The organism is Mesorhizobium alhagi CCNWXJ12-2, assembly GCF_000236565.1.
Classification (GTDB): Bacteria; Pseudomonadota; Alphaproteobacteria; order Rhizobiales; family Rhizobiaceae; genus Allomesorhizobium; species Allomesorhizobium alhagi.
In genome coordinates, this window is sequence record NZ_AHAM01000304.1 from 1 (window position 1) to 350 (window position 350).

At 57.1% G+C, this 350-nt stretch carries 1 protein-coding gene; it reads right to left on the reverse strand.

What is annotated here, in order from left to right:
• Positions 1-336 (reverse strand): ATPase domain-containing protein (locus tag MAXJ12_RS36230; RefSeq protein WP_157999695.1); only part of this gene is annotated, 336 nt, incomplete at its 3' end.
• Between the last annotated feature and the right edge of the window lie 14 nt (positions 337-350).

Sequence of the window (350 nt, forward strand, 5' to 3'; positions counted from 1 at the left end):
GATGACGATCCTGGTACCTGACCGCTCCACGGCTGACTGGATACGCGACGACAATTCGCCAGCGGAGATCTCCGCCGGCTCTATCTTGTCCAAAAGCAGCATGTCGCTCTTCCAATAGGTGTCGAGCGCCATGTTCAGGCCAGCAGCTCTGTCGAGGAAGATCCGTCTCGTCTCGTCAAAGAGCAGAACGAGCACTCGCTCCCCACGATTGAGGGCTGCATGAGCATAGGAACTGGCAATCGTCGATTTGCCAACCCCCGAGGGTCCCATCAACAGGGTGCTTGTGCCGCGCTCCAGACCGTTGCCTAGTGGTTCCCGCCTGACATAAGAATCCAATCAGAGATTCCCTT